The organism is Nocardioides sp., assembly GCF_047607185.1.
Classification (GTDB): Bacteria; Actinomycetota; Actinomycetes; order Propionibacteriales; family Nocardioidaceae; genus Nocardioides.
This window is the reverse complement of sequence record NZ_JASGDQ010000007.1, coordinates 43,967-69,500: the sequence shown is the minus strand read 5'-3', so window position 1 is coordinate 69,500 and position 25,534 is coordinate 43,967. Positions and strand designations below refer to the sequence as shown.

25 protein-coding genes are annotated in these 25,534 nt (G+C 72.3%); 18 read left to right on the top strand and 7 right to left on the bottom strand.

Going from position 1 to position 25,534, the window contains the following annotated elements; translation table 11 throughout:
- The first annotated feature begins 181 nt into the window (after nt 1-181).
- On the top strand, nt 182-592 hold the full coding sequence (locus tag QM595_RS00970; protein ID WP_415169644.1) for a helix-turn-helix transcriptional regulator: 411 nt from the start codon (nt 182-184) through the stop codon (nt 590-592).
- 107 nt (nt 593-699) lie between these two features.
- Here QM595_RS00970 and QM595_RS00965 read toward each other — a convergent pair whose 3' ends face one another.
- Nucleotides 700-1,263 (bottom strand): hypothetical protein, encoded by a 564-nt coding sequence (locus QM595_RS00965; RefSeq protein ID WP_415169643.1) that lies wholly within the window; start codon nt 1,261-1,263, stop codon nt 700-702.
- 457 nt (nt 1,264-1,720) lie between these two features.
- Between QM595_RS00965 and QM595_RS00960 the strand changes: the two genes are divergently transcribed.
- From QM595_RS00960 to QM595_RS00945, 4 genes are all read left to right on the top strand, one after another.
- Nucleotides 1,721-2,008 (top strand): hypothetical protein, encoded by a 288-nt coding sequence (locus tag QM595_RS00960; RefSeq protein ID WP_415169642.1) that lies wholly within the window; start codon nt 1,721-1,723, stop codon nt 2,006-2,008.
- 203 nt (nt 2,009-2,211) lie between these two features.
- Nucleotides 2,212-2,859 (top strand): hypothetical protein, encoded by a 648-nt coding sequence (locus QM595_RS00955; protein WP_415169641.1) that lies wholly within the window; start codon nt 2,212-2,214, stop codon nt 2,857-2,859.
- Nucleotides 2,860-2,879: 20 nt separating this feature from the next.
- Nucleotides 2,880-3,401, top strand: a complete 522-nt coding sequence (locus QM595_RS00950; protein WP_415169640.1) for an RNA polymerase sigma factor — start codon at nt 2,880-2,882, stop codon at nt 3,399-3,401.
- Nucleotides 3,402-3,456: 55 nt separating this feature from the next.
- A complete protein-coding gene (locus QM595_RS00945; protein ID WP_415169639.1) occupies nt 3,457-3,780 on the top strand; it encodes a hypothetical protein in 324 nt (107 codons plus the stop codon).
- A gap of 1 nt (nt 3,781) precedes the next feature.
- On the opposite strand, the gene QM595_RS00940 is transcribed toward QM595_RS00945, so the two are convergent.
- Both QM595_RS00940 and QM595_RS00935 read right to left on the bottom strand, forming a co-directional pair.
- Nucleotides 3,782-4,408 carry a CoA transferase subunit B gene (locus QM595_RS00940; protein WP_415169638.1) on the bottom strand — a complete coding sequence of 209 codons (627 nt, stop codon included), beginning with the start codon at nt 4,406-4,408 and terminating at the stop codon, nt 3,782-3,784.
- The gene (locus tag QM595_RS00935; protein ID WP_415169637.1) at nt 4,408-5,163 is read right to left on the bottom strand and encodes a CoA transferase subunit A; all 756 of its coding nucleotides are present in this window, start codon (nt 5,161-5,163) and stop codon (nt 4,408-4,410) included. Before QM595_RS00935 ends, QM595_RS00940 begins: the two co-directional genes overlap by 1 nt.
- Before the next feature lie 103 nt (nt 5,164-5,266).
- Here QM595_RS00935 and QM595_RS00930 point away from each other — a divergent pair, with 103 nt between their 5' ends.
- Nucleotides 5,267-6,031 (top strand): IclR family transcriptional regulator, encoded by a 765-nt coding sequence (locus QM595_RS00930; protein ID WP_415169636.1) that lies wholly within the window; start codon nt 5,267-5,269, stop codon nt 6,029-6,031.
- Between the two features lie 56 nt (nt 6,032-6,087).
- Nucleotides 6,088-8,901: an EAL domain-containing protein gene (locus tag QM595_RS00925; RefSeq protein ID WP_415169635.1), complete on the top strand. Its 2,814-nt coding sequence runs from the start codon at nt 6,088-6,090 to the stop codon at nt 8,899-8,901.
- 3 nt (nt 8,902-8,904) lie between these two features.
- Here the strand turns inward: QM595_RS00925 and QM595_RS00920 are convergent, their stop codons facing one another.
- From QM595_RS00920 to QM595_RS00905, 4 genes are read right to left on the bottom strand one after another with little or no spacing between them, the layout of a single operon-like run.
- Nucleotides 8,905-9,378 (bottom strand): flavin reductase family protein, encoded by a 474-nt coding sequence (locus QM595_RS00920; protein WP_415169634.1) that lies wholly within the window; start codon nt 9,376-9,378, stop codon nt 8,905-8,907.
- Between the two features lie 47 nt (nt 9,379-9,425).
- Nucleotides 9,426-10,751 (bottom strand): rhodanese-like domain-containing protein, encoded by a 1,326-nt coding sequence (locus QM595_RS00915; RefSeq protein WP_415169633.1) that lies wholly within the window; start codon nt 10,749-10,751, stop codon nt 9,426-9,428.
- Nucleotides 10,751-12,094: an FAD-binding oxidoreductase gene (locus QM595_RS00910; protein WP_415169632.1), complete on the bottom strand. Its 1,344-nt coding sequence runs from the start codon at nt 12,092-12,094 to the stop codon at nt 10,751-10,753. Before QM595_RS00910 ends, QM595_RS00915 begins: the two co-directional genes overlap by 1 nt.
- Entirely contained in the window at nt 12,091-12,825 is a 735-nt protein-coding gene (locus QM595_RS00905; protein ID WP_415169631.1) for an alpha/beta hydrolase, read from the bottom strand. Before QM595_RS00905 ends, QM595_RS00910 begins: the two co-directional genes overlap by 4 nt.
- Before the next feature lie 113 nt (nt 12,826-12,938).
- Here QM595_RS00905 and QM595_RS00900 point away from each other — a divergent pair, with 113 nt between their 5' ends.
- From QM595_RS00900 to QM595_RS00850, 11 genes are all read left to right on the top strand, one after another.
- Nucleotides 12,939-13,820: a LysR family transcriptional regulator gene (locus QM595_RS00900; protein WP_415169630.1), complete on the top strand. Its 882-nt coding sequence runs from the start codon at nt 12,939-12,941 to the stop codon at nt 13,818-13,820.
- 11 nt (nt 13,821-13,831) lie between these two features.
- Nucleotides 13,832-14,680, top strand: coding sequence for a sulfurtransferase (locus tag QM595_RS00895; RefSeq protein WP_415169629.1), 849 nt, complete (start codon nt 13,832-13,834; stop codon nt 14,678-14,680).
- A 94-nt stretch (nt 14,681-14,774) separates the two neighbouring features.
- Complete coding sequence (locus QM595_RS00890) at nt 14,775-15,758, top strand: ABC transporter permease (protein WP_415169628.1); 984 nt, start codon at nt 14,775-14,777, stop codon at nt 15,756-15,758.
- A complete protein-coding gene (locus tag QM595_RS00885) occupies nt 15,755-16,633 on the top strand; it encodes an ABC transporter permease (protein ID WP_415169627.1) in 879 nt (292 codons plus the stop codon). The genes QM595_RS00890 and QM595_RS00885 overlap by 4 nt, the downstream gene beginning before the upstream one ends.
- Nucleotide 16,634: 1 nt before the next feature.
- Nucleotides 16,635-18,314 (top strand): dipeptide ABC transporter ATP-binding protein, encoded by a 1,680-nt coding sequence (locus QM595_RS00880; protein WP_415169626.1) that lies wholly within the window; start codon nt 16,635-16,637, stop codon nt 18,312-18,314.
- Entirely contained in the window at nt 18,311-19,858 is a 1,548-nt protein-coding gene (locus QM595_RS00875) for an ABC transporter substrate-binding protein (RefSeq protein ID WP_415169625.1), read from the top strand. Before QM595_RS00880 ends, QM595_RS00875 begins: the two co-directional genes overlap by 4 nt.
- Before the next feature lie 10 nt (nt 19,859-19,868).
- Complete coding sequence (locus tag QM595_RS00870) at nt 19,869-21,230, top strand: LLM class flavin-dependent oxidoreductase (protein WP_415169624.1); 1,362 nt, start codon at nt 19,869-19,871, stop codon at nt 21,228-21,230.
- 31 nt (nt 21,231-21,261) lie between these two features.
- A complete protein-coding gene (locus QM595_RS00865) occupies nt 21,262-22,005 on the top strand; it encodes a class II aldolase/adducin family protein (RefSeq protein WP_415169623.1) in 744 nt (247 codons plus the stop codon).
- Nucleotides 22,002-23,015, top strand: a complete 1,014-nt coding sequence (locus QM595_RS00860; RefSeq protein WP_415169622.1) for a ketopantoate reductase family protein — start codon at nt 22,002-22,004, stop codon at nt 23,013-23,015. Before QM595_RS00865 ends, QM595_RS00860 begins: the two co-directional genes overlap by 4 nt.
- A gap of 97 nt (nt 23,016-23,112) precedes the next feature.
- Nucleotides 23,113-24,333, top strand: coding sequence for an LLM class flavin-dependent oxidoreductase (locus tag QM595_RS00855; RefSeq protein WP_415169621.1), 1,221 nt, complete (start codon nt 23,113-23,115; stop codon nt 24,331-24,333).
- Between the two features lies 1 nt (nt 24,334).
- A complete protein-coding gene (locus QM595_RS00850; protein ID WP_415169620.1) occupies nt 24,335-25,531 on the top strand; it encodes an LLM class flavin-dependent oxidoreductase in 1,197 nt (398 codons plus the stop codon).
- Nucleotides 25,532-25,534: the final 3 nt, after the last annotated feature.

The following is a 25,534-nucleotide window of genomic DNA, read 5'->3' as shown; positions in this document are numbered from 1 at the left end:
GAGCTCCCGGGGAAGTAGAAGCTTCTTGGTCGTTGCCTCTCTTACCCGGACTCCGTTGCCCCACCAGCCACGACACGCCGACCACATCGTTGACAGGCACCCGCGACCGCTAACTTCACGGCCTTGCGACTAGCGCTTACGATCGGGTCCAAGATCCCGGCGCATGAAGGGGACAGCCTCGATGACAACGCAGCATGTGACGCTCGGCGACGACGCTCGCCGGTTTGTCGAGGAACTCGTTGCCTCGGGCCAGTTCGAGGACGCGGCTTCCGTGGTCGACTTCGCCTTGCTCAGCCTCAAACGCCACGGCGGACTCAGTGACTTGGGCTTGCCCCGCGACGAGATCAGTGCGGAGCGCGCAGCCGAGATCCTCGGCCTGAGCCGCTCTACCGTCGAGCAACTCATTGACGAAGGTGACCTCGCTGCCCACCACCCGGGCGCCGACTGCCAGACAGTTCGACTGGCTGACGTCCTCGCCTACCGCGAAGAACTGCGGGCCCGTCGCAACGACTTCATCACCGAGTCGTCGGCGGCCTACGCCGACTCGGACCCAGCCGAGGTGGCCGCGCTTCTGGCCGAGCAGCGTGATTGATTCCGCCACTCTCGTGTGACACCATGAATCTGTCGCCGCTTTGCGGAGCGGAGTGAAAGTGAGCCTGAGAAGTTCCCGCTGGTCGGGGTCTCAGGCTCGCGGCTTTTCTAGCCGACGACGATGACCTCGACACTGTCAGCGATCGGCGCGAAGGTCGCTTCGGCACCGGCGAGCAGATCGGAGTAGGCGCCCGCCACGATGTCCGGGATCCACAGCAGCGGTTCCCGGGGGCCCGGCATGTGCTCCATCCTCAGGCTTGCACCGACGACGCGGCTGGCGCGCATCACGTCGAGAATCTTCCGATCCCGCTCGTTCTGTCGAGTTTGGCGCGCCTCCAGCACCACCTGTTGGACATCGCCCCGCTGGTCCAGCGTCCACAGGAGCCGCTCCAAGCACTTGCGGCGGCGACGCTCAATCGGCTCATCGAGGTCGGTGTCGCGAACAACGATGAGGTGTGTGGCCGCCAGCCCGGCAACGACGGAGGCAAGGCTCAAGTGCTCCTTTGGTAACCGGTCGTGCCAATGAACCTTGCGCTCGCTCGGCCGCCTGATCGCATACAGAACGTCCCGGACCGCCGATATATCGGCGTCGGCGACCAACGCACAGGTGAGGAGGTAGGCCGCCCCCGTACGCGGAACCGCCTCATCGACGTACGCGCGGATCCGAGACATGGGGGCCACCATAGGGCCGACCGCCGACGCGATCAGATTCCGATTCCAGGGCCGCTCGCCTGCCGAGAACGCGGGTATCCAACGTCGTCGACAGGTCGCCGTGACGGCACGGGCGGGCGGATCGCTGGGCGTCGCTTGGGAGCGTTCGGCCCGTAGCGCTCGATGTCCTCGGCAGCGCGTTGAGCAGCGTGCGCCGGACCGAGGTCAGCACGGTCGCGGCCAAAGATGGCAATCCACTGGTTGCGGGCGTCCTCGACGGACTCGGCGACCATGTGCGCGATGTTGTGCTCGCGGCCGCGGGTCATGCCGACGTAGGCCGAGGCTGCCCCAGTGTGGTCGCCGACGAGGACGTGGGAGACCGGCACAGTGGAGCCTTGCGCGCCGTACGCGGTGGTGGCGTAGCCGAGGTACCCCAAACGCACAGTTACCGCGGGGCGATGTTCTTAGGACAGCAGGTATGACCGATGGCCCGCCCTCGCTGGACGCCGCGCAAGCGGTGCGTTGGCTGAGCGCGCCACGGTACCGGCGCTACCTCGGCGTCGCCGGGGGCGACCATGCTGCGGCGATGGAGACGTATCTGTGGAACTCATGGGTCGCGGCCGCCGGGATCGTGGATGTCGGGCACCTGGAAGTCGCCGTGCGCAACGCCTACGACCGGGAACTCACGCGGCGGTTCCCAGACTGGGCCATCGACCCGCAGTCGCCGTGGCTCGGTCGGTGTAACGCCCCGACATATCCCTGGTGAAGGATGTGGAACTATCCGTTGGGGGAAACATGCACACGCCTTTGTGGACTGACGAGCACTCCCGGGCCGTCTCGGCTGGCGCACCGCCGGTGCCGGCGGCCTCTTCGCAGGAACTCGACCGGACGTGGGCCACGATCCGGGCGAGCATGCCGGAGGGTGGATCTCCTCGACGTCGCCCGGCGCGGGTCCTGATCGGTGCGGGGATGGCGGCAGCGACGCTGTCGATCGGGGGCGTCGCCGCGGCCGCGGTGTGGTCTGCTCACACCGGGCGGTTCCCGGTGGATGCCGAGGACCTCCGGCTGGGAGGCCCTGGCGAGAAGCTCGATCCCTCCGCGCCGGACTACGGCAGCGTGATCGACGAGGTCACCGCCGATATCCCGTTCCCCAGTGAGGAGGCCCGCGAACTCTCGCGAGCGTCCCAGGTCCGAGATGGCCGCCGGGGAGAGGCGCCCGGCTCGACCGCTGTCTCGACCGGCGCCCTGCGGTTCTGGACCGCCCGGGCCGCGGTCTGCGCGTGGGCCAACGAGTGGGCGGCTGCCACCACTCACGCAGACGCTGCGACGAAGGCGCACGCTTCGACGATGCTGGAGCAGTCTCCGACCTGGCCCGCCGTCACGGACCTCGACCCTGTCCAGACGATCAAGCCCAGTCCATGGACCTACATCGACCCGACTACCGGACGGACCGTTCACGGCACGCAGTACGACAACACCGAGGCCGGCTACTTCCCGCTGGTGCAGAAGGCGACGTACGACAACGACCTCAATGCGTTGGGCGCGGTCCTCGCCCAGTGGGGGTCCTGCGACCCGGATCTGATGCCTGACTTCCCGCAGGCACTCCCCCAGGGCTGATCGGGGCTGACGTGGCGCGGATGATCACCGACGACGAGTTCGAGCAGCTCTATCGCGCCACCGCACCTGAGCTCTTCGCCTACCTCCGGCGCAGAGGCGCGACGGATGCGGAGGACCTTGTCGCGGAGGTCTACGCGATCGCCTGGCGGCGGCGCGCGGACCTGCCCTCGGCGTTGCTGCGGCGAGCGTGGCTCTTCGGCACTGCCCGCAAACTCCTGCTCTCCGACTCGCGGGCGAGGGGTCGGGAGCACGAGATCGTCACAGAGGCGACCCTGCACGATGCTCCGGCTCCGCAGGCCGCGGACTCCGGGACGAGGGATGCGGTGAGCGCCGCGCTGGGCCGGCTGGGGGCCGAGGATCGCGAGCTGATCCTGCTGGTCGAGTGGGAGCAGATGGTGCCGGCCGAGGTGGCCGTCGTCCTCGGCATGCGCCCCGGCACCGTTCGCGTCCGGCTCCACCGCGCACGTCAGCGGCTCGCAGCCGACCCCTCGCTCAAGGCGCTGGTCGGTCGACGGCACCCGATCGGGCTCGCGGTGGACTGACCCGCACGAGAGCGGGTCAGCTCCGACATCCGCGCGCGTCCCGCAGAATCGTCGGGTGGGTGTTGTCGACGTGGCGGGCGAGCTCTACGGGCTGCCGTTGTCCGAGTTCACTCCTGCGCGAGACGCCCGGGCCGCCGCGATGCTCGACGAGGGTGCCGCGGCGGTCGCCGTGGCCGAGGCGCTGGGGTCGGCGGCCACGCCGGCCTCACGCGAGCTGCATGCCTTGCCGGATCCGGCACAGGCACAGCGGCGTCAGGCCGCCAAGCAGGCCGTTGCCGCGGCCCGGCGACAGGCGAGCGCCGCCGAGACAGACGCCGAGCAGGCGAGGCAGCGGCTGCGCGACGCCGAGCGCCTCCTCGGCGAGGTCGAGGAGGAGTAGGTCAGCGCAGCGGGGGCTCGGTCTTGGCGCGGACCTCGTCCGCGGTGACGCCGGGAGCGAGCTCGACCAGTCGCAGTCCCTCCGGAGTCACGTCGATCACGCACAGGTCGGTGATGATCCGCTGTACGACGCCCTTGCCGGTGTAGGGCAGCGAGCACTCCTCGACGATCTTGTAGGAGCCGTCCCGGGCGACGTGCTCCATCAGCACGATGACCTTCTTCGCGCCGTGGACCAGGTCCATCGCGCCGCCCATGCCCTTGACCATCTTGCCGGGGATCATCCAGTTCGCGATGTCGCCCTTCGCCGAGACCTGCATGGCGCCGAGGATCGCGGCGTCGATCTTGCCGCCGCGGATCATGCCGAAGCTGGTCGCGGAGTCGAAGAACGACGCGCCCGGCCGGAGCGTCACGGTCTCCTTGCCGGCGTTGATCAGGTCGGGATCGACGGCGTCCTCGGTCGGATAGGCGCCGACCCCGAGGATGCCGTTCTCGGACTGCAGCACCAGCTCGACGTCGTCGGGGACGTAGTTGGGCACCAGCGTGGGCAGCCCGATGCCGAGGTTCACATACGAGCCGTCGGAGAGCTCGGACGCGGCCCGGGCCGCCATCTCCTCGCGTGTCCATGCCATCAGGAACGCACCGTCCTCTTCTCGATCCGCTTCGTCGCGGCCTGCTCAGGGGTCAGCGCGACCACCCGCTGCACGAACACGCCGGGGGTGTGGACCTGGTCGGGGTCGAGCTCGCCCGGCTCGACCAGCTCCTCGACCTCCGCGACCGTGATCCGGCCGCACATCGCGGCGATGGGATTGAAGTTGCGGGCCGACTTGTCGTAGACGAGGTTGCCGTGGCGGTCGCCCTTGGCCGCCCGCACCAGCGCGAAGTCGGCGACGATCGCCCGCTCCAGCACGTACTCGTGGCCGTCGAAGACCGCCGTCGGCTTCGCCGGTGAGGCGAGCACGACGTTGCCCGCGTCGTCGTAGCGCCACGGCAGCCCGCCCTCGGCGACCTGGGTGCCGACGCCGGTGGCGGTGTAGAAGGCCGGGATGCCGCAGCCGCCCGCCCGCATCCGCTCGGCCAGGGTGCCCTGCGGGGTCAGCTCGACCTCGAGCTCGCCGGCGAGGTACTGCCTGGCGAACTCCTTGTTCTCGCCGACGTACGACGCCACCGCCCGGCGCAGCCGGCCGGCGCCGAGCAGCAGGCCCAGCCCCCAGTCGTCCACGCCGGCGTTGTTGGAGACGATCTCCAGGTCGCTGGTCCCCGCCGCCAGGACCGCCTCGATCAGCACCGACGGGATGCCGCACAGCCCGAAACCGCCGACGGCCACCGTCGCGCCGTCGGGGATGTCGGCCACGGCCTCCGCCGCCGTACCTACCACTTTGTCCATGCCTGTGATCCAAGCCAGCGCTGCCGCGACGGTCAACTGGCGACCACCGAGCAGACGGCGATCACTCACCAGTCGATCAGGTCGGCCCGATAGTGTTCGCTGAGTGGACACCAAGAACGCCGGCGTGGTCGCCCGGGTGGGTGCCGTGCTCCGCGCGGCGTCCCAACGGGAGCCCGCCGGCAGCACCACCTCCCAGGTCGCCCAGGCGACCGGCCTCGCCCGGCCCACCGTGCACCGGCTGCTGACCGCCCTGCTCGCCGAGGGCCTCGTCGACCGCACCGAGCGGGGCCGCTGGCTGTTGGGCCCGGAGCTCTACCTCCTCGGCTCCGCCGCCGCGAGCAGGTACGACGTCACGGCCGTGGCGCAGCCCTACGTCCGGCGGCTGTCGGTCGCCACCGGCGAGAGCGCGTTCTTCTCGGCACGGCGGGGCGACGAAACGGTCTGCCTGCTCCGCGAGGACGGCAGTTTCCCGATCCGCTCGCACGTCCTCTACGAGGGCATCAGGTTCCCGCTCGGCGTGGCCTCCGCGGGCCTGGCGATCCTGGCCTACCTCCCCGACGCCGACGTCGAGGACCTGCTCGCTCGCGAGGACCTGACGCAGGCCTACGGCGAGTCGCACCGCCCCGAGCGGATCCGCGCCCGGGTCGAGCAGACCCGCCGCGACGGCTATGCGACCAACCCCGGCCTCATCGTCGAAGGCAGCTGGGGCATGGGCGCCGCCGTCTTCGACCGCGCCGAGCGACCCAGGTGGGCGCTGAGCCTGACCGGGATCGAGCAGCGGTTCGGCGCCGAGCGGCGCCGTCGCGAGCTCGGCCCGCTGCTGCTGCGTGCCGCTCACGAGCTCGGCGCCGCGCTCCGGCAGGGCTGAATCGTGCCAGGGTTGTCCGGCGATCGGCCTGCCAGGGACCACCTGGGAGTGCCAGAATGCCCTCGGGAGGACTCTTGGAAGCGAACGAGGCGCATTTCCGGCACCTGGTGCAGCTGATTCCGGATGCCGTCTTCCTCAACGAGAACGGCGGGACGGTCTTCGCGAACACCGCCGCCGTCCGGCTGCTGCGCGCCGAGAGCGTCGAGCAGCTGATCGGCCTGCCCCGGCCCGAGCTGTGGCGCGCCGACTTCCGCGAGCTCGTCGACCAGACGCTGGCCCGGCTGCTCGCGCGCCCCGGTCGCGAGGCGCCCGCCGACCTGGTCCTGGTCGCGCTCGACGGCACCGAGGTGCCCGTCGAGGTGCGCGCGGTCTCCTACGAGGTCGCCGGCCAGATGACGGCGCTCGCGATCTGCCGGGACATCAGCGACCGCCAGCGCGCCGACGCCGCGCTGCGACGCGAGCACGCCTACGCCGACGCGGTGCTGATCGGCCTGCCGGGCACCTTCTACCACTTCGACGCCGCCGGCCGGTTCGTGCGCTGGAACCGCAACCTGGAGCGGGTCACCGGCTACACCGGCGAGGAGATCGCGGCGATGCGGCCGCTGGACTTCTTCCCCGAGGACCAGCGAGAGCGCGTCGCGGCCGCGATCGCGCAGACGACCTGGGCCGGCGAGGGCCAGGTCGAGGCCGACTTCGTCACCAAGGACGGCCGCCGGCTGCGCTACCTGATGACCGGGATCCGGTTCGACCAGGACGGCGAGCAGCACGTCATCGGCATCGGCATCGACGTGGACGCTCGCCGCCGCGCGGAGACGGCACTGCGCGACGAGCGGGACTACGCGGACCGGGTGCTCAACAGCCTGCCCGGGGTCTTCTACCAGTACGACGCCGACCAGCGGATGGTCCGCTGGAACCACAACATGGAGCTGGTCAGCGGCTACCGTGCCGAGGAACTGGCCGGCACCGCCCCGCAGCGCTACGTCGCCGCCGAGGACCACGAACGGCTGGCGGCCTGGATCGACGAGGTCTTCCGGGTGGGCAGCGCCGAGATCGAGACCGAGTTGGTGCGCAAGGACGGCACCCGGCTCCCCTACTACTTCAACGGCGTCCGCTTCGACCACGACGACCGGCCCGGCTTCATGGGCCTGGGCATCGACATCGGCGAGCGGGTCCAGGCCGAGGCGGCCACCCGGCAGGCGCTGGCCCGGATGCGGTCGCAGGCCGACAACAGCGACGACGGCGTGCTGGTCGTGGACCCGGCCGGCCGCCGGGTGATGCAGAACCGCCGGATGGCCGAGATCTGGGGCATCCCGCCCGAGATCGTCGAGAACCCGGACCTGACCGTGCAGTTCGAGTTCTCGGCCCGCCGTACGACGGACCCCGAGCTCTTCCGGGAGCGCATCCGCTGGCTGGAGCGCCATCCCGAGGTGACCGGCAACGACCAGATCGAACTGGTGGACGGCACCTTCATCGAGCGCTACTCGGTCGCCGTCTCGGACGCCGAGGGCGACGACCACGGCCGGCTGTGGATCTACCGCGACGTCACCGAGCGCCGCCGCGCCGAGCAGCGGCTGCGCCACCTCGCCACCCGAGACCAGCTGACCGGCCTGCCCAACCGCGGCCTGCTGCAGCGCCGGCTCGCCGAGGCCATCGAGCAGGCCCGCGGCACCGGCCGCCACGTGGTGCTGCTCGACGTCGACCTGGACCGGTTCAAGGTCGTCAACGACAGCTACGGCCACCCGTTCGGCGACGCGGTGATCGCGGCCGCCGCCGCGCGGCTCTCCAGCGTGGTCGGCGGCGACGGCCTGGTCGCCCGGCACGGCGGCGACGAGTTCGTGGTGCTGCTCCCCGGCCTCGCCGGGCTGGCGGATGCCTATCTGGTCGCGGAGCGGATCCTGACCTGCCTGGAGTCCCCGCTGAGCGTCGAGGGCCACGACGTCCACCTCGCCGCGAGCATCGGCCTGAGCGCCTTCCCCGGCGACGGCGACAGCGCCCAGCAGCTGATCGACAACGCCGACGTCGCGATGTATCGCGCCAAGGCCAAGGGCGGCGGCACCGTCGCCCCCTTCACCCACCGGCTGGGCCGCGAGATCCAGCAGCGCACCGAGCTGGAGCGGGGCCTGCGGGTCGCCGCCGAGCTCGACCAGCTGAGCCTGGTCTACCAGCCCAAGGTCAGTCTGCTCACCGGGGAGGTCACCGGCTGCGAGGCGCTGCTGCGCTGGCACCATCCGCAACTAGGCTCGGTGCCGCCGAGCGAGTTCATCCCGGTGGCCGAGGACTCCGGACTGATCGTCCCGATCGGCGACTGGGTGCTGCACACCGCCTGCCTCCAGGCAGTGGCCTGGCAGGCGGAAGGCCTGGCGCCGGTGCCGGTCGCGGTCAACCTCTCGGCGCGGCAGTTGCGCCAGGACCTGGTCAGCTGGGTGTCCCGCGCGCTCCGGGCGACCGGGCTGCCGGCCGACCGGCTGGAGCTGGAGCTCACCGAGAGCGTGCTCGCCCACGACGTGGAGCGGCTGGTGGAGAGCTTCGCCCGGCTGCGCGAGCTCGGGGTGCGGCTGGCGATCGACGACTTCGGCACCGGCTACTCCAGCCTGGCCTACCTGCGGCGCCTGCCCATCGACACCCTCAAGGTCGACCGCTCCTTCGTCACCAACGTGCTGACCGAGCCGGAGGACGAGAAGATCGTGCAGGCCATCATCTCGCTGGCCCGCGCCTTCGACGTCGAGGTCGTCGCCGAGGGCGTCGAGACCCCCGAGCAGCTGGCCTATCTGCGCCAGCACGGCTGCGCGGCGATGCAGGGCTTCCTGTTCAGCAAGCCGCTGCCACCGGAGGAGTTCGCCGCGCTGCTGCGCAGCGGGCGGCGCCTGTGAAGCCTACGAAGACGGCCGGTGGGAGCCGAAGACCCGGTCGTGATAGGTCAGTGGCCGGCCAAGGCCCCGCGCCGCCCCCACGACGTCGCCGACCACGACGACGTGGTCCCCGCCGCGCACCAGCTCGTTGACCCGCAGCGCGATCCAGGAGTGGACCTCGGGCAGCCGCGGCGCACCGTCGACGAGCGTCCAGTCCACCCCGACGAAGCGGTCCTCGGCGCGCTTGGCGAACCGGATCGCCAGCTCCTCCTGGTCGGCGGTCAGCACGTTGATGCCCAGCGGCGCGCCGACGGTGAGCCGGGAGAGCAGGAAGCTGGTGTCCTGCAGCGCGACGGTCATCATCGGCGGCACCATCGAGAGCGAGTCGAAGGCCGAGACGGTGGTCCCGAGCGGCTCCCCGCCGACCAGGGTCGTCACGACCGAGACGGGAGCCGCGACATTGCGCATCGCGAGCCTGAAGTCCTGTTCGACACTCACGTCGTGAGCCAACCACATCCGGGTCCCCGGCATTCCGAGCGTCATGGTCAGGCCGCCAGGCCGAGCGCGACGGCGTTGCCGAAGGAGTCGTCGACGTGGACCACGTCCAGGCCCAGGCCCGCCAGCAGGCTGGCGCCGATGCCGGCCCGGAAGCCGCCGGCGCAATGCACCCAGAGCCGCCGGTCGGGCAGCTCGCCGTACCGCTCCGCGAGCTCGTGGAGGGGGATGTTGAGCGCGCCGGACAGCCGGCCCTCGGCGTACTCGTCGCGGCGCCGGACGTCGAGCACCACATCGTCCGCGGCGAGGGTCGTGGCCAGCTCGGCGAAGGTACGACGCGGGAACGAGCCGCGCTCCCGGTCCGGCGCGACCACGTCGAGCGGCCCGGACGCCGTCGCGACCTCCTCGATGCCGATGCGGGCCAGCCGCACCCGGGCGTCCTCGACGTCGGCGGCGGTCGGTGCCAGCAGCGCGAGCTGCCCGCCCCACGGCGTCAGCCAGCCGACATAGGTCGCGAGCTGGTCGCCTAGCGGCACCGACAGCGTCCCGGCGAGGTGATCGGCGGCGTACGACGCGGCGTCGCGCAGGTCGACGACGGTCCCGGAGGCCAGCAGCCGGTCCAGCGCCGCCGGCGGCAGCGGCAGCGGCGCGACCCGGGGCGCCCCGGGGCCGGCCAGGTTGAGCGGCGCCATGTGGGCGTAGTAGGCGGGGTAGGCCGAGAGCCCGGCGAGGAGGGCGTCGACGAAGGCGTCCTCGTCATCGACCCGCAGTACCGGGTTCGCGGCGAGCTCGTCGCCGATGGTGCCCCCGGCCGCGGTCGAGACCGAGCCGGTCGCGCAGAACGACCCGAAGCCGTGGGTCGGGAAGAGCCGGGTGGCCGGGTCGAGCGAGCCGAGCCGCCGCGCGGTGCGCAGCTGCGCCAGCCCGAGCGCGCGGGCCCGGTCGGCGCCGAGCAGGTCGGTGCGGCCCACCGAGCCGTGGAGCAGTGAGCCGCCGGAGAACAGCACCGGCGGCTCCCCGGCCGACTCCACCAGGTAGGCCAGGTGGGTGTCGGTATGGCCGGGGGTGGCGATCACCGTGACCCGCAGCGTCCCGACCGAGAGCACCTGGCCGTCGGTCAGCGGCAGCCGGTCGAAGGCCACCGGGTCGGCCGCGTTGACGCCGTACTCCGCGCCGGTGCGGCGGGCCAGCTCGAGACCGCCGGTGACATAGTCGTTGTGGATGTGCGTCTCCAGCACCAGCCCGACGGAGGTCAGCCCCGAGAGATCCAGGCGGTCGAGGTCGCGCTGCGGGTCGATGACGATGCCGACCGAGCCGTCGTCGACGACATAGCAGCGGTTGCCCAGGTCCGGCGTCTCGACGACGGTGACGTCCATCAGAGCGCCTTGCCCGGGTTGAGGATGCCCCGCGGGTCGAGGGCGGCCTTGACCGAGGCGTGCAGGCCGAGCACGTCGGGGCCGACCTCGCGGGCCAGCCAGTCTCGCTTGAGCAGGCCGACGCCGTGCTCGCCGGTCACGGTGCCGCCCAGGTCGAGCGCCAGCCGGAAGATGGCGTCGGCGGCGCGCTGCACGCCCGCCGGCCGGGCCTCGCCGGAGTAGCCGATGATCGGGTGCAGGTTGCCGTCGCCGGCGTGGGCGAAGGAGTAGATGGCGACCCGGTGCTCGGCGGCGATCTCCTCGACGGCGGCGAAGGCATCGGCCAGCCGGGAGCGGGGCACGCAGATGTCCTCGATCAGCGCCTTCCCGAACCGCTCGATCGAGGGCAGCGCCAGTCGCCGGGCGGCGAGCAGCGCGTCGGAGGACGCGGCGTCGACACCCTGCTCGACCCAGCTCGCCTCCTTGCCGAGCACCTCGGCGATGGCGGCGATCTCGGCGTCGGCGGCCGGCCCGTCGGCCTGGGCGATGACCAGGGCGCGGCTGCGCCGGCCGTGGTCGGTGCCCTGGGCCCGGTCGATGACGTCGAGGGTGAGGCCGTCGAGCAGCTCCAGCATGGCCGGGTCCCGCCGGGCCCGGGCGAGGTCACCGCAGGCCCGCGCCGCGCTCGCCACGTCGTCGTACCCGGCTGCCGCGGTCAGCGTCCGCTCCGGCAGCGCTCGCAGCCGCAGCGAGGCGCCGACGATCACGCCGAGGGTGCCCTCCGAGCCCACGAAGAGGGCGGTCAGGTCGAGCCCGGAGACGCCCTTGACGGTACGGCGGCCGGTGCTGACCAGGGTGCCGTCGGCGAGCACCACGTCGAGCCCGAGCACCGCCTCCCGGGTGACGCCGTACTTCACGCAGCGCATCCCGCCGGCGTTGGTGGCGATATTGCCGCCGATGGTCGAGATCGCGGCGGAGGCGGGGTCGGGCGCGTAGCGCAGGCCGTGCTCCGCCGCCGCCGCGTCCAGGGTCGCGGTGAGGACGCCGGGCTCGACGACGGCGAGCTCGTCGACCGGGTCGATCTCGACGATCCGGTCCATCGCGCTGACGTCGAGCACCACCGCCCCGGTGCCGGCCAGCGCGCCGCCGGCCAGGCCGGTGCCGGCGCCGCGCGGGACGACCGGCACGTGATGAGCGTGCGCGAGCCGGAGGGTCTCGCGGACGCCGTCGATGTCCTCGGCCCGGACCACCGCCAGTGGCAGCCCGTCGGGGTCGGCGCCGGAGCGGTCGCGCGCCGCCGCAGCCAGGGCCGCCGGGTCGCTCGACGCGCCGGGGATGCCGAGGAGGTCGCGGAGGAACGTCACTGGACCTCGCCGACGATGACCGGCAGCTCCGGGCCGAGCTTGAGGCTCTCCAGGAAGAGCACCACGGTGGCGGCGACCGAGCGGTGGCTGAGGTCGTTGAGGACGTCGTGGCGACCGCCGACCACGAGCCGGAGCCGGGCGCCCTTGACGTCGCGGAAGGGCTCGAAGGCATCGGCCGAGGCGGTCACCGCGTCGGCGGAGCCGTGGAGCACCAGCACCGGCTTGCCGGGCGCTGTGACGTTCCAGTCCGCGGGGACCGGGGTGCTCAGCGCGCCCCGCTCGAAGGAGTCGTCCTCGGTGATGATCCGGCGGTGGGTCGGGCAGCCGGTGCGCGCCTCCAGCTCGTCGTCCCAGCCGGTGGCGGTCACGACGCTCTCGGGCAGCGCCAGCCCGGCGAGCACCGCGGCGTCGACCGCGGCCAGCTCGCCGGCCAGCCGGGCGGCGTAGGTGGCGCCGGTGTCGGAGCCGACCAGCACCTTCGGCGCCGGCAGCTCGGCGTCGTCGAGCAGCGCCTCGACCTGCTTGCGGGCCGTGTCGAGGTCGTCGAGGGAGACCTCGACGACCCGGACCCGGTAGGCGTCGGCCGAGAGCCGCCGACCGAGGCGGCCATAGGAGGCAGCCGTCTCACCGCGGCCGGTGAGCACGATCAGGGTGCCGCGCGCGGGCACGCCGGCGGGCTCGTCCCAGGCCCCGGTGGCCGGGGCGGCGGAGGGGATAACGGTGCTGGTCACGCTGCCACCTTCGGCCGGCAATGGTCGCTGCGTCCAAGTCCGTTTCTCGATCACTTCCGATAAGGACGTCTCACCTGACGGGCAGGGCTGGGCGAGTGTGGTTGAATCGAAACATGACTAACTCACTAGACCTTGAGCATTTGCGCACCCTGATCGCGATCGCCGAGTGCGGTGGGTTCAGCAAGGCGGCCGCCGTCCGCCACATCAGCCAGCCCGCGCTGAGCCAGCACGTCCGGCTGCTGGAGCGCGACCTGAAGCGCAAGCTCTTCGAGCGCGACGGCCGCAAGATGCGCTTCACCCCGGCCGGGGAGCAGGTGCTTGCCGAGGCTCGCCAGATCATCGAGGTCCACGACGCCTCGCTGCGCCGGCTGGCCGCCCAGCGCGGGCCCTCGATCGTGGTCGGCTCCACCGAGCACGCGGCCGAGCAGGTGCTGCCCGAGATGCTGCACGCGCTGCGCGACGCCTTCCCCGACTGCACCACCCGTTTCGAGATCGGCCGGTCGACCCAGCTCGCCGCCTCGGTCGACAAGGGCAGCGTCGACCTCGCCTTCGTGCTGGACCCGAGCGGCCAGGGTGCCGGCACGCTGGTCGCCGAGCTGCCGCTGGTGTGGTACTCCGCACCGGGGCTGCCCGCCGACGGGGACACCTGGCCGCTGGTCGCCTTCGAAGAGCCCTGCGGGCTGCGCGAGCGGGCGCTCTCCCTGCTGGCCGCCGAGGGCCACCGCGTCGAGGTGACCGCGCAGTCCACCACCCTCGACGGCGTGCTCGCCGGCGTCCGGGCCGGCCTGGGCACGGCACTGCTGCCCAGCACCGGCGGCCGGCCCGCCGGCATGGTCGTCCGCGACGATCTGCCGGCCGCCGGCACCACCGCGCTGCGGCTGCTCGCCCGGCGCGGCCTCGACGCCACCCTGGAGGAGACCGCCGTCCGCACCGGCGCGCAGTTCTTCCTCACCCGACCCCAGCTGCGCCTGGTGCGCGCGGCCTCGACCCACTAGGAACAGATGCCATGTCACACGTGCTGATCACCGCGGCCGAGCTCGCCGAGGCCCTCGCCTCCCCGTCCGACGCTCCGCCCAACTCTGGCAAGCCCCCTGTCGTGCTCGACGTGCGCTGGCGACTGGCCGGCCCGCCCGGGCACGGGGAGTACCTCACCGGCCACATCCCCGGCGCCGTCTATGTCGACCTCGACGACGAGCTCGCCCGGCACGGCGACCCGACCGACGGCCGCCACCCGCTGCCCGACCTCGACGCGCTGCAGGCCAGCGCCCGCCGCTGGGGCATCGACCCCGGCGACACCGTCGTCGTCTACGACGGCGAGGGCAACCTGGCCGCCGCGCGCGCCTGGTGGCTGCTGCGCTGGGCCGGGCTCTCCGACGTACGCCTCCTCGACGGCGCCCTCCCCGCCTGGACCGCGGCCGGGCTCGAGCTCGCCACCGACGACGTCGTGCCGGCACCCGGCTCGGTCACCCTCCTCGCGGGAGCGCTGCCGACGTTGAGCGTCGACGACGTCCAGCGGTACGACGGCGTGCTGCTCGACGCCCGCGCCCCCGAGCGCTACCGCGGCGAGACCGAGCCGATCGACCCGTTGGCCGGACACATCCCGGGCGCGGTCAACCTGCCCACCGGCGGCAACCTCGCCGCCGACGGCACCTTCCTGCCCGCCGAGACGCTGCGCGCCCGCTTCGCCGACGCCGGTGCCGACGGCAGCGCCCCGATCGCCGTCTACTGCGGCTCCGGCGTGACCGCCGCGCACCAGATCGCCGCGCTCGCCGTCGCCGGGCTCGACGCCGCCCTCTACCCCGGCTCGTGGTCCCAGTGGAGCAACCTCGGCCTGCCGGTGGCGACGGACGGATAACCGAGCCCTATCGGATTGGTTCCCGGATTCCTGTTGGACCGGCTGCCCTCAAATATGAGTAACTTGATCTAGTTAATTTACGAAGGAGGGTTTCGTGACCCTGGCAGCAACCGTGGCCACCACCGGCATCGACGCCCCCCGGCGCCGGATCCGCTGGCCGCTCTCCCGGCGCTACCTGCTCGGCCGGCTGCTCAACGCGGCGATCGCGGTCTGGGCCGTGCTCACCATCGTCTTCTTCGCGCTGCACCTGACCGGCAACCCGGCCGTGCTGCTGATCTCGCCCGACGCCTCGAAGGGCGAGATCGAGCGGATCACCGCGCAGCTGGGGCTCGACAAGCCACTGCTGCAGCAGTACGCCGTCTTCCTGCGCGAGATCGCCGGCGGGCACTTCCCCGAGTCGATCCGCTACGGCACCGACCCGGTCGGCCTGGTGCTCGGCCGGCTGCCCGCGACCCTCCGGCTCGGCGTCACCGGGCTGATCGGCGGGGTCGCGCTGGGCCTCGCCGCCGGTTGGTACGCCGCCGGCCGGGGCGGCCGGCTGCGGCGGGTCCCGGTCACCGTCCTCACCGCGTTCGAGGCGGTGCCCAGCTTCTTCCTCAGTGTCGTGCTGATCGCCGTCTTCGCGATCACCTGGCCGGTCCTGCCCATCGCCGGCGACCAGACCGCCTCCTCGCTGGTGCTGCCGGCCGCGGTGATCGCGCTGGCTCTCGCGGCACCGATCGCGCGGGTCTTCCGGACCTCGCTCCAGGACACGCTCGACGCCGACCATGTCCGGCTCGCCGAGGCCAAGGGACTCTCCCGCCGTGCCGTCACCCTGCGGCACGTGGTGGTCAACTCGCTGGCGCCGGTCGTCAACGTGATCGGCGTCCAGGCCGGCGTCGTGCTCGGCGGCGCCGTCGTGACCGAGTCGGTCTTCGGCTGGCCCGGTGTCGGCCAGCTCGCCACCTCCGCCATCTCCTCCCGGGACTACCCCGTCGTACTCGCCTCGGTGACGCTCATCGCGATCGGCTTCGTCCTGGTCAACCTGCTGGTCGACATCGTCGCCGCCCTGCTCGACCCGCGGGGAGGCCGACGATGAGCACGGTGACCGAGACCCTGGCGCCGGCCCCGGCCGACGCGCCGCGCCGGCGGCGGCTGCTGACGCCCGGCGCCGTCGTGGCCACGCTCCTCCTCGTCGGCATCGTCGGCGCGGTGGCGCTCGCGCCGGTGCTCGCCCCGGGCGGCTACGACGCGCAGGACGTGGCGTCGCGCTACACCGCGCCGACGTGGTTCGGCGCGCACCCGCTCGGCACCGACGAGCTCGGTCGCGACATCCTCGTCCGGGTCCTGTACGGCGGCCGGCCCGCGCTCGGCATCAGCGTGGTCGCGGCGCTGCTGTCCACCGCTCTCGGTCTCACCCTGGCGCTGCTCGCCGCGCTGGGCGGCGGGCTCTGGGACGGCCTGCTCGGCCGGGTCGCGGACATCCAGCTCGCCATCCCGTCGATCCTGCTCGCGCTGGTGGTGCTGGCCTTCGCCGGCACCGGGTTCGTGCCGCTGGTGACGGTGCTGAGCATCGGCGCCTGGGTGCTGACCTTCCGGATCCTGCGAGTCCACGCCGGCACCGTCGCGGCGCTGCCCTATATCGAGGCGGCGCGACTCGGCGGCGCGCGCACCTGGAGCGTGCTGTGGCGCCACGTGCTCCCGGCCTCGGCGCCGCTGCTCATCGTCGCGCTGACCCTCAACTTCTCCTCGGTGCTGATCCTCGAGTCGAGCCTGGGCTATCTCGGCCTCGGCGTGCAGCCGCCCCGGCCCGACTGGGGCCAGCTGGTCGCCTCCGGCCAGGCACAGCTGGCCGGCGCGTGGTGGATCTCGCTGATCCCGGGCGCGTTGATCGTCCTCACCGTGGTGAGCCTCCAGGTGATCGGCGACCGGCTCGCCGACCACTTCTCGCTGGCGACGCGCAAGGAGCACTGAGGTGACCGAGGTGACCGAGGTGACCGAGCTGACCCCGGCGAGCCCGGCCGCCCTGCTCGACGTGCGTGACCTGCGGGTCGGCACCACGGCCGGCGTCGAGCTGGTGCACGGCGTCGACCTGAGGCTGACCCCCGGTCGCTCGCTGGGCATCGTGGGCGAGTCGGGCTCCGGCAAGACCCTGACCGCGATGGCCGTGGCCGGCCTGCTGCCGCGCTCGGTGCGGGTCACCGGCGGCACCATCCGGATCGACGGCGAGGACCTCACCGACCGAACCGAGGCGCGCCGTCGCGACCACCTGCTGGGCACCTTCGGGGTGGTCTTCCAGAACCCCACCGTCTCGCTCAACCCGCGACTGACCATCGGCACCCAGCTGCGCGAGGCGCTGCCGCCACCGATCCGCCGTGACCGCGGCGCCGCCACCCGACGCACCCTCGAGCTGCTCGACCAGGTCGGCGTCTCCCGCCCACTGGACCGGGTCAACGCCTTCCCCCACGAGCTCTCCGGCGGGCTCAACCAGCGCGTCGTGATCGCGATGGCCATCGCCCGCTCCCCACGGGTCCTGATCGCCGACGAGGCCACCACCGCCCTCGACGTCAGCGTGCAGAAGCAGGTCCTCGACCTCATCGACCGGCTGCGTGCCGAGCTCGACCTCGGCGTGGTCATCGTCAGCCACGACATCGGCGTAGTCGCCGACCGGGCCGACGACGTCCTGGTCCTCAAGGACGGCCACGTGGTGGAGGCCGACGAGGCGCCGAGGCTGCTCGGCGCGCCCCGACATGCCTACACCCGGGAGCTGCTCGCCGCGGTCCCCCGGATCGACGGCCCCTCGCCGCGCCACGACGGCGAGGCGAGACCCGTCCTCGTCGAGGCGCGTGACCTGACGCGCACCTTCGCCGCCCACGGCCACGACCGGCACCGGATCCGCGCCGTCGACCATGTCGACCTGACGGTCCACGCCGGCCAGGCCGTCGGGGTGGTCGGCGAGTCGGGCTCCGGCAAGACCACGCTCGCCCGGATCCTGGTCGGGCTGGACCGTCCCGACACCGGCCGGCTCGCCGTGTTCGGCGACGAGGTGGCGGGCCGCACGATCGCCCGGCGACGCCAGCAGCTGCGCGACGTGCAGTATGTCTTCCAGGACCCCTACTCGGCCCTGGACCCGCGGCAGAGCATCGCCGACATCGTGGCCGAGCCGATCCTCCTCAGCGGCACCGCCGAGCAGCGCCGCCGGCGACGGCACACCGTCGCCGAACTGCTCGACGACGTCGGCCTGCCGGCGACGTACGCGCACCGCCGGCCGCACCAGCTCTCCGGCGGCCAGCGGCAGCGGGTCGTCATCGCCCGGGCGCTGGCACTCGGCCCGCGCGTCCTGGTGGCCGACGAGCCGGTCTCGGCGCTCGATCTCTCGGTCCAGGCACGGGTGCTCGGCCTGCTCGCCCGGCTGCGCGAGCAGCGCGACCTCAGCTATGTGGTCATCTCCCACGACCTCGCCGTGGTCAAGCAGCTGTGCACCGACGTCGTCGTCATGCGCGACGGCAAGGTCGTCGAGCAGGGCACCACCGAGCGGATCTTCGCCGACCCCCACGACCCGTACACCCGTCTCCTCCTCGACGCCATCCCCGGTGGCCACTGGCGGGGAGACCCAGCCAAGAGCCACCCCTCTCGAAAGCGAGCAATCCTGTGACACGCCCCTTCCTCACGCGCGCCCTGGCCGCCGGACTGACGATCGCCAGCCTGACGCCGCTCGCCGCGTGCGGCGGCTCCGACTCCGGCGGTGACGCCGGCGGGACGGCCGACGACACCCTGGTCATCGGCATCTCCCGCAAGCTCACCTCCCTCGACCCGGGCACCGGCGGCTCCATCGACGGCGACAGCAGTCTGCAGCGAGCCATCTACGAAGGCCTGACCTACTACGACGCCGAGCTCGAGCTGCGTCCGCAGCTGGCCGAGTCGTGGACCCAGGACGACGACACCACCTGGACCTTCAAGCTCCGCTCCGGCGTCACCTTCAGCGACGGCAGCCCGTTCACGGCCGCCGACGTCAAGTTCACCTTCGACCGCTACCTCGCCCCCGACTCCGAGCTCAGCTCGGCGGCGGCGGTCCAGGCGTTCGCCTCCTCGGTCGACGCACCCGACGACACCACCGTGGTCATCCACACCAACGGCCCCTATATCGACCTGCCCGACCGGCTGGCGACCTTCTTCATCCAGGACGAGGACTTCGTGGAGGCCCATCCCGGCGAGGTCGACGTCGCGCTCGGCACCGGCCCCTACGTCCTCGACAGCGTCGACCTCGAGAACGGCGCCACGCTCCACCGCAACGACGACTACTGGGGCGAACAGCCCGCCTGGAAGGACGTGGAGTACAAGGTGCTCGAGACCGAGGCGGCCCGAGTCCAGGCAGCACAGGCGGGCACCGTCGACGTCGCGATCCAGTACGAGCCGGCAAGCCTGGAGCTGTTCGAGAACAGCGACTACACCACCGGCACGCAGTGGTCGTCGTGGAACAACACGATCCGCTTCAACGAACACGTCGAGCCACTCGGCGACATCCGGGTGCGTCAGGCCCTCAACTACGCCATCGACAAGGAGAGCCTGATCAAGGACGTGCTGGGCGCCGACGTCGAGCCGCTGGCGGGCCAGACCATCTCGGCGCCGTACGACGAGGTCAACCCGGACCTCCAGGCCTATCCCTACGACCCGGACAAGGCCCGGCAGCTGCTGGCCGAGGCCGGCTATCCGGACGGCTTCGAGCTCGAGCTCGGGCTGACCACCGGCACCTACGTGGCCCAGGACCCGGTCTCCCAGGTGATCGCCAAGCAGCTCGCCGACGTGGGCGTCACCCTGAAGATCACCCAGCAGGCGTTCCCCAACTGGGTGCAGCGGACCTACTCCGACCAGGACGCGCCGGCGCTCTACTACATCGGCTACGCCTCGGGCTACAAGGCGATCGCCGAGCGGCTGCGGACCTATGCCGACTCCAACGTGCAGAGCCACTACGCCCAGCCCGACACGACCTACGACGACCTGGTCACCAAGGTGACGCAGGCCAAGGACGCCGCCGAGCAGGCGCAGTACGTCAACGAGGCGACCGCCTGGTTCCGCGAGCAGGCGCACCTGATCTTCCTGTGGCCGCAACCGCTCACCTACGTCGTGCGCAAGGACCTCCAGTGGACTCCCCGGCCGGAGCACTGGCTGGTGCCACAGGAGTTCTCCCCCCAAGCCTGAGAGGACCATCATGACCACCACCCCCGCACCACCCGGACGGCGCGTCGCCAGCGGCGAGCAGCTGGTGCTCGCCACCCTCATCGGTGGCGTCGGCAACCATGCCGGCGCCTGGCGCCGCGAGAACAGCCGCGTCGAGGAGAAGTACGGCCTGTCGCTGTTCAAGGACGTCGTCGGCTGGGCCGAGCGCGCCAAGCTGCACGCCGTCTTCCTGGCCGACGGGCTACGCCTCGACCTCGACTCGGTGCGCAGCCAGCCCTTCGCCGGCCTCGAGCCGGTGACGCTGCTCAGTGCGCTCGCCGCGGTGAGCGAGCACATCGGCCTCATCGGCAGCATCTCGACGACCTTCTCCGAGCCGTTCAACGTCGCCCGGCAGCTCGCCTCGCTCGACCACCTCTCCGGCGGTCGGGCGGGCTGGAACCTGGTCACCTCCGCCTACGGCGAGGAGAACTACGGCCGGCAGCTGCCCTCCCACGAGGAGCGCTACCAGCGGGGCGCGGAGTTCGCCGAGGTGCTCTTCGAGCTCTTCGACAGCTGGGAGTCCGACGCCATCGTGATCGACCGCGCCAGCGGCGTCTACGCCGATCCGTCGAAGGTGCACCCGATCGACCACCTCGGCAAGCACTTCGACGTGCGCGGCCCGCTCAACGTGGCCCGACCGCCCCAAGGCCGGCCGATCGTCGCCCAGGCGGGCTCCTCGGGCACCGGGCAGGACGTAGCCGCCCGCTACGCCGACCTGGTCTTCACCACCGGCCGCACCACCGACGAGGACAGCCTGGCGTTCTACCGCTCCCTCAAGGAGCGGGTGGTCCGCGAGGGGCGCGCCGCCGACTCGCTCAAGATCCTGCCGGGCGTCTCCCCGATCATCGGCCGGACCGAGACCGAGGCCCGGGCCGTCGAGAGGGAGCTCAACGGCTTCATCGACGTCGACTCCGGCCGCGCCAAGCTCGCCCGCCAGCTGGCCGGCACCTTCCTCGACGACCTCGACCTCGACGAGCCGATCCCGGTGGAGCGGCTGCCCGAGGAGAGCGCCGTCGAGGGCCGCCGCTCCCGCTACGGCGTCTACCTCGACCTGATCAGGGAGGGCTGGACGCTGCGGCGCCTCATCGAGTGGGAGGTGGCCTCGTCGGGCCACTTCGTGCCGGTGGGCGACCCCGAGCAGATCGCCGACCTGCTGCTGGAGCGCTTCGAGGCGGGCGCCGCCGACGGCTTCATCCTGCTGCCGTCGTACCTTCCCGAGGGCTTCGCGCTGCTCACCGACGCCGTCGTCCCGATCCTCCAGGAGCGCGGCGCCTTCCAGACCGAGTACGCCGGCGGCACGCTGCGGGAGAACCTCGGCCTAACCTCCTACCACTCCCCCCATCCGACCGCCTGAGACCGACCGTCCCGAGACCAACGGAGAGCCCATGACCCTCACCGCCGAGAAGCCCGCCACCAACCCCTTCCTCCCAGCCGGGCACCGCGTCCAGGACCGCGACGTCCGCTGGGAGCTCGCCGCCGCGCTGCGCCACTTCGGCCGGCTGGGCTACGAGTTCGGATTCAACGGCCACGTCTCCGCCCGAGCCCCGGAGGCGCCCGGTCACTACTGGGTGAACCCCTACGGCGTCTCGATCAGCGCCGTGACGCCCTCCGACTTCGTCCTCGTCGACGACCGGGGCGAGATCGTCGAGAGTCGCGGCAGCTACGCCATCAACGGCTTCGCCGGGAACCTGGCGCTGCACCAGTCGGTGCCCGAGGCGGCGGTCGCCGTCCACCTGCACACCCCGCGCGGCTTCATCTGGTCCGGCCTCGGCCGGCCGCTGGAGGCGGTGAACACCGACGCGGCCCTGGTCGTCGGCCTGCAGGGCCTGAGCACCGCGATCTGGGGCGAGGCCGGCGGCCCGACCAATGTCGAGCTCGCCCTGGCCGGCAAGCGGATCATCCTGCAGCAGGGGCACGGTTACGTCACCTGGGGCGGCACCGTCGGCGAGGCGGCGTTCTATCTCTGGGCCGCCGAGCGTGCCGCCGAGGCCAACCTCGCGCTGCTCGGCGTCGAGGGCCGTCCGGTGCTCAGCCCGGAGATCGTGGCACGCTGGACGCTCGCGCCCGAGGTCGCCCGGGTCCACTTCGAGCCCGCGTTCACCCTGGCCGAGGCGGAGGGACTGCGATGACGCGCCGCTATGTCGTGGTCGGCGCCGGTGGCGTCGGCGCCGGCCTGGCGGCCGGGTTCGACGAGGCCGGGATCCCGGTCGTGCTGGTCTCCCGGGGCCACACCTACGAGGCCATCCGCGAGCGTGGCCTGCGCTACCGGCAGGCGGGCGTGACCCGCACCCTCGACGTCGAGGTGGTCGGCTCGCCCGACGACGTCAAGCTGCGGCCGGACGACGTGCTCGTCTTCGCCACCAAGTCCCAGGACGTCCACGCCACCTTCGCGGACTGGGCCTGGCGGGCCGTCGAGGGCGGCGGCACCGCGGCGCAGTTGCCGGTGCTGCTCACCCAGAACGGCCTGGAGGCCGAGCGGGCCGCGCTGCGGTTCTTCGACACCGTCGTCGGCGGGGTCGCGCTGATCGCCGCCCGTCACGTCGTGCCCGGCGAGGTCGAGGTGCTCAACGCGCCGCGGATCGGCCAGCTCGTCCTCGGCGCCTTCCCCTCGGCGGCGCTCGCCCCGGGCGCGGCGGCGGTCGCCGACCGGATCGCCGCCGACCTGGTCGAGGCGAACTGGCTGGCGCAGGCCGTCCCGGAGATCGGCCGGTGGCTGGCCTGGAAGGTCACCGTCAACGCCACCTTCGCCCTCTCGGTGCTCGACGGCGACCGGGCCGAGCTGGCCGAGCTGCGCGGCCACCTGCTCAGCGAGGTCCAGGCGGTGCTCACCGCCGCCGGCTATGCGTTCGCCGACCCGGAGTCGGAGCGGACCTTCGACCCCGCGCAGGCGGCGGTGGTGGCCGACGGCGAGCGCACCGGTCACCAGCCCTCCACCTGGCAGAGCTTCGCCCGGGGCTCGGGCAGCGAGGTCGACTACCTCAACGGCGAGGTCGTCCTGCTCGCCCGGCTGCACGGCCTGCCGGCGCCGTACAACACCGCTCTCCAACGGGTGCTCGGCCGCTCGGCCGCGCTCGGCGAGGCGCCCGGCACCCATCACGTCCGCGAGGTGCTCGACCTCGCGGTCGCGGCCGACACATAACCCGGGTCTATCGGTTTGGTTCCCACTTTGCTGTTGGAATCAAATATGAGCGAGTTGATAGACTTTCTCTGACCGCGTATCGACCCCAGGAGCCCCGATGACCACCGCACCCAGCTTCGACGAGACGATCCCCGAGACGGCGGCACGCCGGGTCGAGTTCATCAGCCTCTCCCACCTCAACCCCTCCACCGAGCTGGAGCCGATCCCGAGCCGCGGCATCGACCTGGCCTACTTCCGCAGGTACGTCCGCGCCCTGGAGGACGGCGGCTACGACTACACCCTGCTGCCCTACGGCTCCAACAGCGCCGACTCCTTCGTGGTCGCCAGCGCCGTCGGCCAGCTGACCGAGCGGATCAAGCCGATCGTGGCGTTGCGACCCAACACCACCTTCCCGCTGGTCGCCGCGCAGAAGCTGGCCACCCTCGACCAGCTCACCGAGGGCCGCGCCGTGGTCCACCTCATCTCCGGCGGCAACGACGCCGAGCAGGCCCGGCAGGGCGACTACCTGCCCAAGGAGCGCCGCTACGCCCGCACCAGTGAGTACATCGACCTGCTGCGCCGGGCCTGGACCGAGCCGGCGCCGTTCAGCCACGACGGCGAGTTCTACAAGTTCGACGAGTTCGGGCCCGGCTTCGCGCCGTACCAGGCTCCGATCCCGATCTCCATCGGCGGCCAGTCCGACGAGGCCTTCGCGGTGGGCGGCGCCAAGGCCGACATCTTCAGCTTCTGGGGCGAGCCGCTCGACGACCTGCGCAGCGAGATCGAGCGGGTCCACGGCATCGCCCGGGCCGCCGGCCGCGGCACGCTGCCGCGGATCTGGGTCACCTTCCGGCCGATCATCGCCCAGACCGACGAGCTGGCCTGGCGCAAGGCCCGGGAGTACGTCGCGAAGGTCGCCGCGACCTTCAGCCAGGGCACCTACTTCCGCCGCCAGCTCGCGACCGGCCAGGCGCCGCAGAACGTCGGCTCCCAGCGCGCGCTGGAGTTCGCGGCGAGGTCGGAGCTCTACGACCGGGCGCTGTGGACCAAGACCGCCGCCGTCACCAACGCCGGCGGCGCCTCCACCGCACTGGTGGGCTCCCCCGAGACGGTGGCCGCGGCGATCCTCGACTACGTCGACCGGGGCGCCGACCTGGTCTCGATCCGGGGCTACGACACCCTCAACGACGCGGTCGACTACAGCCGCCACGTGCTGCCGCTGGTGCGCCAGGAGCTCGCCCACCGGGAGGCGACCGGCCGACGCGGCACCCTGCAGGCCGAGCACCTCGGCAACTACGGCAGCGAGTACGCCGGCTACGCCACCGCGGGCCAGGCGTGAGATGACCCTGCCCACCAAGGTCGAGTTCGTCAGCGCCACCAACTACAGCGGCGGCTCCGAGCTCGAGCCCGCCAGCACCGGGGTCGACGTGACCGCCTACCGGGAGTACGTCGCGGCGCTGGAGGAGGCCGGCTTCGACTACACGCTCAACGGCTACAGCTCGGCCTCTGCCGACTCCTTCATCGTCGCCACCGCCACCTCGCAGCTCACCGAGCGGGTCAAGCCGATCGTGGCGCTGCGGCCCAACACCGAGCACCCGCTGCTCGCCGCGCAGAAGCTGGCGACCCTGGACCAGCTCTCGCAGGGCCGCGCCGTGGTCCACCTCATCTCCGGCGGCAGCGACGCCGAGCAGGCCCGCACCGGCGACTACCTCCCCAAGCCGCGCCGCTACGCCCGCACCAGTGAGTACATCGACCTGCTGCGCCGGGCCTGGACCGAGCCGGCGCCGTTCAGCTTCGACGGCGAGTTCTACAAGTTCGACGACTTCGGCCCCGGCTTCCGCACCCACTCCGGCGAGGCCATCCCGATCTCCATCGGCGGCCAGTCCGAGGAGGCCTTCGAGGTCGGCGGCACCAAGGCCGACTGGTTCACCTTCTGGGGCGAGCCACTCGCCGAGGTGCGCCGGGAGATCGACCGGGTCCACGCCATCGCCGACGCCGCCGGCCGTCCTCGGCAGCGGATCTGGGTCACCTTCCGCCCGATCATCGCCGAGACCGACGAACTCGCCTGGGAGCGCGCCTACGACATCCTCGGCGCGCTGACCGAGCAGTTCGCGCGGGGCGCCGGCGCCACGCAGCGGTTCACCCGCCCGGTCCCCGGCGGCCCGCAGAACCGGGGCAGCCAGCGGGCGCTGGAGTTCGCCGGCGAGTCCGAGCGCTACGACCGCGCGCTGTGGACCCCCACCGCCGCGGCCTCCGGCGCCGGCGGCGCCTCGACCGCCCTGGTCGGCAGCTACGAGACGGTCGCCGCGGCGATCCTCGACTACATCGACGCCGGCGCCGACATCGTCTCCATCCGGGGGTACGACGGCATCGAGGACGTCCGGAAGTACGGCGAGCACATCCTGCCGCTGGTGCGTGCCGAGCTCGCCCACCGCGAGGCCACCGGCCAGCGCGGCAGCCTCCAGGCCGACCATCCCGGCTACGCCGACCCCGCCTTCGGCGCGCTGGCCGACCGCGCCGCGGCCGCCACCGCCTGACCC

Excerpts from the sequence above, each read along its gene's own strand:
- QM595_RS00935 (WP_415169637.1), bottom strand. The coding sequence starts at position 5,163 with ATGGACAAAGTGGTAGGTACGGCGGCGGAGGCCGTGGCCGACATCCCC.
- QM595_RS00895 (WP_415169629.1), top strand. The coding sequence starts at position 13,832 with ATGTCACACGTGCTGATCACCGCGGCCGAGCTCGCCGAGGCCCTCGCC.
- QM595_RS00915 (WP_415169633.1), bottom strand. The coding sequence starts at position 10,751 with ATGGACGTCACCGTCGTCGAGACGCCGGACCTGGGCAACCGCTGCTAT.
- QM595_RS00925 (WP_415169635.1), top strand. The coding sequence starts at position 6,088 with ATGCCCTCGGGAGGACTCTTGGAAGCGAACGAGGCGCATTTCCGGCAC.
- QM595_RS00960 (WP_415169642.1), top strand. The coding sequence starts at position 1,721 with ATGACCGATGGCCCGCCCTCGCTGGACGCCGCGCAAGCGGTGCGTTGG.
- QM595_RS00950 (WP_415169640.1), top strand. The coding sequence starts at position 2,880 with ATGATCACCGACGACGAGTTCGAGCAGCTCTATCGCGCCACCGCACCT.
- QM595_RS00850 (WP_415169620.1), top strand. The coding sequence starts at position 24,335 with ATGACCCTGCCCACCAAGGTCGAGTTCGTCAGCGCCACCAACTACAGC.
- QM595_RS00940 (WP_415169638.1), bottom strand. The coding sequence starts at position 4,408 with ATGGCATGGACACGCGAGGAGATGGCGGCCCGGGCCGCGTCCGAGCTC.
- QM595_RS00965 (WP_415169643.1), bottom strand. The coding sequence starts at position 1,263 with ATGTCTCGGATCCGCGCGTACGTCGATGAGGCGGTTCCGCGTACGGGG.
- QM595_RS00865 (WP_415169623.1), top strand. The coding sequence starts at position 21,262 with ATGACCCTCACCGCCGAGAAGCCCGCCACCAACCCCTTCCTCCCAGCC.
- QM595_RS00955 (WP_415169641.1), top strand. The coding sequence starts at position 2,212 with ATGGCGGCAGCGACGCTGTCGATCGGGGGCGTCGCCGCGGCCGCGGTG.
- QM595_RS00885 (WP_415169627.1), top strand. The coding sequence starts at position 15,755 with ATGAGCACGGTGACCGAGACCCTGGCGCCGGCCCCGGCCGACGCGCCG.
- QM595_RS00900 (WP_415169630.1), top strand. The coding sequence starts at position 12,939 with ATGACTAACTCACTAGACCTTGAGCATTTGCGCACCCTGATCGCGATC.
- QM595_RS00870 (WP_415169624.1), top strand. The coding sequence starts at position 19,869 with ATGACCACCACCCCCGCACCACCCGGACGGCGCGTCGCCAGCGGCGAG.
- QM595_RS00855 (WP_415169621.1), top strand. The coding sequence starts at position 23,113 with ATGACCACCGCACCCAGCTTCGACGAGACGATCCCCGAGACGGCGGCA.
- QM595_RS00860 (WP_415169622.1), top strand. The coding sequence starts at position 22,002 with ATGACGCGCCGCTATGTCGTGGTCGGCGCCGGTGGCGTCGGCGCCGGC.
- QM595_RS00970 (WP_415169644.1), top strand. The coding sequence starts at position 182 with ATGACAACGCAGCATGTGACGCTCGGCGACGACGCTCGCCGGTTTGTC.